The sequence below is a fragment of the Pseudomonas sp. zfem004 genome (genome assembly GCF_032621715.1).
In the GTDB taxonomy this organism is placed as follows: Bacteria; Pseudomonadota; Gammaproteobacteria; order Pseudomonadales; family Pseudomonadaceae; genus Aquipseudomonas; species Aquipseudomonas sichuanensis.
This window is the reverse complement of the sequence record NZ_JAVYJF010000001.1, coordinates 480,397-488,063: the sequence shown is the minus strand read 5'-3', so window position 1 is coordinate 488,063 and position 7,667 is coordinate 480,397. Positions and strand designations below refer to the sequence as shown.

The window sequence follows — 7,667 nt, the reverse complement described above, 5'->3', positions numbered from 1 at the left end:
GAATACCGCCCCAAGGTTGCCTTGGTTGTTGATGGTGCTGATCGCTGCGCTGCTGGCCGCCGAACTGACCACAGCGGTAGTCGCGGCGCTGGCTGCCGTACCAATGGTGGTGGCTGTCGTGGTGCTGACGCCGGCGGCACTGGTGGCGGAAGACCCGACACTGGTGGCCAAACCACTCACCGCACCTGCGGTGAAGTACGCCACCACGATGGCGATGATCATCGCCGACGCAGCACCCAGCCCCGAATTGCTGTACTTGAAGGAGTCGTGAACTTCCTTCACCTGCCGCCAATCCACATCCCCACGCTGTTCTGCAGCCTTGATCCAGGCCAACTGCGGATCGGCCGCGACCATTGCATCGATGGTCTGGCTGACCGTCTGCTGGTCAACCTGCCTGAGGTCGATACGCAGCCCTTCAACCGCCTTGATGGTGATGCTGCCGGCCGCCTGCATCTGCGTCTGGCGCAAGGTTTCGTCCGTACGGCCTTTGCCGCTGGCTGAACTCCAGAACGCGTTGTTGTTGGTCTTGGTGTGGCTTTCGTCATGCAGGTCTTTCACACCTTCAAAGACAATTTCGCCACCGCTGTCCAAGGTCAGGTCGCCACCGCTCTTGAGCTGCGCCACCTGATAACGCTGGTCACCGCCACTGGTCAGCGAGACATCGCCACCCGCCTTGACCTGGCTGCCGACATGGGTCACCTGGGTGACTTCGTCGCGCTTGAGCTTCAAGGCACCGAAGCCCCCCTTCTCCTGCATGTCGTAAAGGGTGTGGTCGGTGTTCTGCTGCGCCAGAAACTGCAGGTTCTTGCCCGCCTTCAGCGCCAGGTCGTCGCCAGCGGTGAGGTTGCTGGAGACCACTGTCACATCGCGCTTGGCGTCGACGGTAAGTTTGCCGCCGGCACTGAACTCGCTGGCTGCCTGACGGGTATGGCTGTCTTCCTCGTTGATGCGTTTCTTGCCCTGCTTGGTGCGGGTCTCGACGCTGTCTTCATCGGTGGCCGAGCCCAGATACAGGTCACGGCCGGCGCTGACGGTCAGGTCCTCGCCTGCCCTTGCCGTGCTGGCGACAACGTTGATGTCACGCCCCGACTCGATCGTCAGGCCGGCCCCACTGGTCACGCTGGAGCCAAGGTTGTTGACCTGGGTGGTGACGCTGTACTTGTGACCACCGTTGCGGCTGACATGGATCTCGCTGCTGTCGGCCACCGACAGCAGGTTGATGTCACGCCCTGCCTTGAGCGTGGCATCGCCAACACTGCTGATCTGGCTCTTGTTGGTCAGGTCCCGGCCAGCGTTCAGGCTCAACGTGCCGGTCGCGCTGATGCCGGCGCCATCGTCGAGCACGGTTCGATGGCCGGAGCCTTCACCGACCAGAATCGCCGTACGATCGTTGACGATATCGCCGCTCAGCGCGGTCAGGCTGACGTTCTGGCCACGAATATCACCGGCCATTGCGTTGCGAATGCTGTCCTGGGCCAGCATCGAGAGGTTTCTGCCGGCCTCGACCAGGCCGCCTTGATAGATGCTGCTACCCGCCAACACGCTCAGGTCATTGCTGGCCCGCAGCACGCCGACACTGACCAGGTTGTTGCCGCTCAGCACACTCACATCGCGGCCTTGCACCAGGCTGCCACCACGAATGTCACGCGAGTCGACCTTGGCCAGGTAGAGCACCGGCGCCAGGACCTTCTCGCCCTCGACCTCGCGTTCCTCCATCCAGACGATGTCATGGGTCAGCGCCGCCACCTGCGTAGCACTCAGCTTCACCCCCATGGTCAGCCCAAGCTGCTCCTTCGAGGCTATGGCGTTGTCCATCAGGTAGCGGAACTGTTCGTACTCGCTGGTCAGGCCATTGGCCAGAAAGCGCTGCCCGGTCTGCGCCAGAACGGCATCGCTCACCAAGCGCGTCTCGTAACCACCATCGCCCAGGCGCCGCCAGGCCTGCTGCGTATCAAAGCCGCCCAATTGATCCAGCAGGTAGTCCGAACTGAAGAAGTTCTTCAGGTTGGTCAACTGCGGGTTGGTCTCGACCAGGTAACGGCCCTGCGGGTTACGCGCCTGGGTGAACATGCCGTAGTCGCCCTGCGGCAGGCGGAACGTCGGCAGTGCCGTCGGGTCCACCGCAACGAACGGCGAGCCGCTGAAATCAGCCGGCACGAAGCTGATCTCCACACTGCCATCGGCGCCGATCTGCTCGACCCTCGTCACATCCTTTGGGGGCTGTGGGGCTGGGCTACTCGGGTTGATCGCGATCTCGATACCGCCGACTCTGGAGGCGGTGGTCTGGTCATCGCCCAGGCTCCCGGTCAATTGCGCCAGGGTGTTATCGACCAGGCTGCCGTTCTGAATGTTCTTGCCAACAGTCAGGTTGACCTGGCCACCGGCCTGGATGGTCGCGGCGTAAACGGTATTGCCGTTCGGGCTCCAGGTGGTGACGTCGCTCATGCTGCTGAAGCGGTCATCGGCAGAGCGACTGATCAGCTCGTTGAAGCCCGCCTCGTCGAAATGACCGCCCGCTACTGCGGCGTTGAACGCGGGGACGTCGACGAACTCCATCTGGTCCCAGTACCCGGTAGCGATCCTTCCCGGTGTGCCGCGCTGGATGATCTGGATGCCTGAACGGGAAACGGCCCCCTGGTTGAGCAGGCTGTCGGCGACCAGGGTCATGTCGCCGTTGGCCGCCATCAGGCTGTAGCGGTTTTCGATGTGCTGGGCGTCTACCGTCAGGCCTTTACCTGCCACCAGCCGCGCCGACGGCGAGTTTTTGGTCGGTGTCTCGTCGAGCACCTTGGTGATGGTGATGGTGCCGCGCTTGAACGAATCCCCGCCTCCGCAGTGCTGCCCACACACCCAGGACAGGCTCCCGGAGACCAGCCCCTTGCCCAGCTTGAACTCGGCTTTGGCGTTGGTCAGCTCGATGGCCTTGATATCGATATTGCCTGCGCTTTCGACACTGCCGGAAAGGTTGCTGAACAGGCTGCCCTTGTCGCCATCCAGGCCGGCGAAGCTGAGGTCGCCGCCACTGTAGATATCGCCGTAGTAGTTGCTCAGGCTGTCGCCGCGCACACTGAGCCCGGTGCCACTGAACAACACGCTGTCCTGGTCGTTGTAGACGCCATCGGCGGCGGTCAGGTGGGCCGCCTTCAATGCGCCGAGGCTGCCGCGGTTGTTGATGCGTGCAGCTTCGATGGTCAAAGCCTGGTCGGCGACCAGGCGGCCAAGGTTATCCAACGTGCCCTGCAGGGTCAGCCGGATATCGCCGCCACTGGCCAGGCGCCCGTTGTCCTGGGTGAGATTGATGGCGCCAATGTCGATGAGCTTCAGCGACGAGAGGGTACCGCTGTTGGTCAGGTCGCCAGCAAGCTTGAGGGTCAAGCCACCGTCGGCTACCAGCTCGCCAGCGTTCTCCAGGCTGGCCATGTCGAAGGTCAAGCTGCCCGCACTGGCGATACGCTCGCCCACGGCCAGCGTCAGGCCCTGATGGCTGGTGTAGGCCAGGCCACCGTTGAGCTGCCAACTGCCCACACCTTCTACCTGGCCAACACGCCAGTCGCCCATGCCATGCCCCAGCAACTCCCCGCGACTACCCTGCAATGCCGCCAGATCGAGGGAGAACACGCCTTGGCCGGCATGCTCGATATGGCCATCGTTGTTGAGCAGGCTCGCGGTATCGAGTGTGAAGCCGTGGCTGCCGATCGCCACCTTGCCGCTGCGGTTGTCCAGCTCATCGCTCAGGACAATACGGCTGGAGTCACCGCCTAGCGCTCGTAGTTGTCCCCCGGCACTGTTGTCCAAGCGCTCGCCTTCGACCACCAGGCCAGTGGCGGACTCCACCAGGCCTGCGCGGTTGTCGATCCGCTTCACGATCAGTTGAAGGTTGCCCTTGAGGCTGGCAATCAGCCCGAGCGTGCCCTCCAGGGCACTGTTGTCCAACGATGCAGCGGTTACCTCTACACTGGCGCCTTTGATGCTGCCGCCCTGGTTGTGCAGCTCGCCCTCATCCCCCATGCGCAGTACCAGCGCACCGTCTTCGGCAAGCAAGGCGCCCTGCTGGTTCTGCACGGCTGCTGCAACCAGTTCGAGCCCCCCGCTACCGGCCAGCACCTTGCCCTGCTCGCGGTTGTCGACAGCGGCTGCCTGCAGTTTCACCTGGGTACCCAGTACCTGGCCGCCACGATTGTCGATTTGCCCCTGTTCGGCGGCCAGCTGCACCTGCTTGCCCACAACCACGCCGCCGCGGTTGTCGATGTTGGCTGCCTCGATCGCGATGGCGCCAGTGGTGGACTGCAGACGTCCCCCCTGGTTGTTCAGGTCATCGCTGGCGATTATTTCGAGCTTGCCATTTTCGGCACTGACTCGACCCTGCAGGCTGTTGTCCAGGCTGGTCAGGTGCGCGGTCAGGTTGTCGGCAATGAGTGCACCGCCCTGGTTGAGTACTTCACCGCCAGTCAGCCACAGTGAGCTACCGGCAAGTATCTTGCCTTCACGGTTATCCAGCTGCTCCTGCGCATGCACGGTCGCAGTACCGCCGCTGGCAGTGATCGCCCCCTTGCGGTTGTCGATGCGCACGGCCGAAACGTCGATTTCGCCGGCCACCAGGCTGGCACCCTGGTTATCCAGGGTTTGTGTGGCACCAACGCCAATCTTGCGGCTGGCGATCACGCTGCCGCGGTTGGTCACCTGATCAGCGGTTAGCGTTACATCCCCGGCGGCATTGCGGCTGCCATCGAGGTTGACGCCAGCATCGATGCTACCGCCGTTGCTCAAGCGGCCAGCGCTTTCGAGGCGAATGCTGTCATGGGCCGCCAGGCTCTGTCGGCTGTCGAGATCCCCCTGGGCCTTGATCGTCAGGTCGCGGCCCGCATAGACCGGGCCATCGAGCTGAACGCTGTCGGCGTTGACCTTGACCGCGCCGCTGGAAACCGCCTGAGCCATGGTGAGCTTGCCGTTGGCATCGATCTGGATGTCCCCGGCGCTGGTGGCCATGTTGCCGGCCAGGCGCACGCCGACACCCTTTTCCGTCCCCACCAGGCGAATGGTGCCGGCATACATCCCGCCCAATGCGGAGCTATCGATGGCCAGCTCCGGCGCCTGGCTGCCGTCAGCGGCTCGGGCGACGGCAGTGAGGTCATCGGCCTTGACGTCATTGCGCCCGGTGATGACGTTCAGCTTCTTGGCGTAGATCTCGGCGTTGATCCGAGCGCTGCGGGTAATCACGTCGAACTGCTCGACCTTGCCCGCTCGGAACCCATTGCCCTCGAAATTGACGCTGCCACCGTCGACCTGGAACCGCTCGACACGGCCATTGTCGATCACAGGCTTGCCCGTCGTGAGCGTCACCCGCGGAGTGTTGATGAAACCGCAGCCGTTGCACGTGATGCCATAGGGGTTGGCGACGATCACATGCGCCGACTGCCCCGCCACTTCGGTATAGCCACGCAGTTGGCTGGGGCTGTTACCGGTGACTTCGTTGAGAATGACCGATGCAGCCCCGCCCTTCAGGTTGGGGTTGCCCAGGATGATCCCGCCCAACTCGGTGGGCTGGGTTCGGTTAGGGGCATTGTTGAGGATCAACCCCTGGCTGCCGACGTTGTAGTCCTGGAACTGGTTGTGTGACAGCCCGCTGCCATTGGGCGCTGCAATGTTGACAACGGGTACGCCATTACCCGCCTGTCCAAGCGTCGTGCCTGGAGCGCTGACTACCAGTCCCTCGGCCTGTACCAGCAACGGCTGCCAGAACATGGCATTCGCCAGAATGAACGCCAGCCCGCGCTTGGGCAGGCCGAGGAAGTACTCACGGCGTGTCAGGGAAGCTGAAGGCTGGCGTGCAAGGAAGGCGAGCTGGCGAACGTCCATGGTCGAGAATCTCGTATCGGTCTAAACAGAAAGCGCAACGGCTAGAGGAAGAAGTCGAGGCGGAAGTAGGTGGGGGTTTCCCGCGCTTCGATCGGCCCGGGCCGCTCCAGTGAATGCGCGAACGTCACGCTAGCGGCCATGTTCTGCCCTCGGGCGAACAACTCCAGCGAGTGACTCGACATACGCCCGTGCATTTCGGCGTTGTAGCGGTCATGGCGGATGACACCCTGGTCGTAGCCAAGGCCGACGCCGTACTCGGCCAGCACCGGCCGCAGCCAGTCGATGCTGACCGGGCGACTCCAGCGCAAGTCGCTGCGCCAGTAGCTGCCACTGTCACCTGACAGGCTCTGGTCCTTGTAACCACGAATCGAAGACTGACCACCCAAGCTCATACGCTGCGGGCTGAACAGCACATCTTCGCTACGCTGGCCGGTCACCAGGCTGCTCAGGCTGAAGGCCTCTCCCCACAACTGGAAGGGCTGCAGGTAGCTCAAGGTCGCGGTGTACTTGCGATAGCGGGCATCTTGCTGCCCAGGGCGCGGGGCGTGATTGCCCTGGGCGTCGAGGGCGCCGATACCGTTCTGCATGCCCAGGTCAAGGTTGACATAGGCATTGCCGACCCGTCGGCCATGGTTGACGCCGAACTGTGCCTCACTGATGCGATTGCTGCTGTTCCTGAGCTTGCTGTCTTCGATGAAATTGCTGGTGCGCAGATGCGCAAGCCCTGTGCTCACCGAGGTCTTGCTGACAGCATCGCGAAAAATCACCCGCTCCAGGTACAGCTGATGATTCTGGCTTTCACCGCTCTGCTTGAAGTCGAAACCCAGGGCCTGAATCTGCGAGCGGTATTCGCTTTGGCTGTAGGTGTAACTGAGGTTCCACCAACCAAACGGCACACTGTAGCGAAGCATCGCGTTGTTCGAGGTTTTCTGGCGGTCGCTGACCGCGTCATGCCCGCCGCGCAACAGCAGCTGATCGGACAAACCCAGAGGGCTGTCCCAATCGAATGAGGCCCCCCACTGCTGCTCACCGGTACTTGCCTGCCCATCGTTATGCCGCGACAAACCCACCCGCCATGGCTTCTGTCGGGTGTTCCTGACCAGCACCTCACTGCCGCCAATACGCTCGCCGGGCGCCAGTTCCATCTTCGCGTTGTTCGACGGCAGGCGATTGAGCTGGTCGACCATCTGCTCGATCTCACGCAGGTTCAGCAGGTCACCGGGTTTACCGGGAAAGCTCATGGCCAGTTCGCGTTCGGACAAGCCGCTGTCTTCGGCGCTGCGAAGACGCTCAAGGCGCCCCTCGACGACAAGCACCTTCAAAGCACCGCTGGACAGGTCCTGTTGCGGCAGATAGGCACGGCTGGTGACCAGCCCCTTGCCAAGGTAGTGATCGGTGATCGTCTTGAGCAACTGATTGAGCTGCGCGACGCCCAGGCACTGGCCAGCGAAGGGCGCGATCAGGTGTTGGCGCTCGGCACTCGACAGACTGTCAGCCCCTTCCAGGTCGATGGACCTGATCGGAAAGCAACGCTCATCGTTGGGCGCTGAAGGGGTTTGCGGGTTGTGGGATTGCCCCGGCAGGTTCTTGAGATCCTCGAGGCGGCGGCCCTGCTCCTCGAGCAAGCGGTCCTGGCGCTCGCGGATAAGATCCGTATCGCCAGGGGTCGCCGCCGATACGGTGCTTGAGCACAATAAAGCGCAAAGGATCCCTGTGACTCGTAAGAAGTGGTTCGTCCTGGAAAACATTGAATGGTCACGTGCGCATGATGTCACTACGACATCATTGGGCGCGCGATTCTACCAGTCGAT

The 7,667-nt window shown here is 62.7% G+C and carries 2 protein-coding genes; both read right to left on the bottom strand.

The genetic code is table 11. From position 1 onward, the window contains the following. Positions 1 to 5,856: filamentous hemagglutinin N-terminal domain-containing protein (locus tag RTH46_RS02265; RefSeq protein ID WP_316904958.1), on the bottom strand; the 5,856-nt coding region annotated here is incomplete at its 3' end. A 41-nt stretch (positions 5,857 to 5,897) separates the two neighbouring features. Continuing rightward, positions 5,898 to 7,604, bottom strand: coding sequence for a ShlB/FhaC/HecB family hemolysin secretion/activation protein (locus tag RTH46_RS02260; RefSeq protein ID WP_153788087.1), 1,707 nt, complete (start codon positions 7,602 to 7,604; stop codon positions 5,898 to 5,900). Between the last annotated feature and the right edge of the window lie 63 nt (positions 7,605 to 7,667).

Coding starts and splice junctions, on each gene's coding strand:
- RTH46_RS02260 (WP_153788087.1), bottom strand. CDS start 7,604: ATGTTTTCCAGGACGAACCACTTCTTACGAGTCACAGGGATCCTTTGC.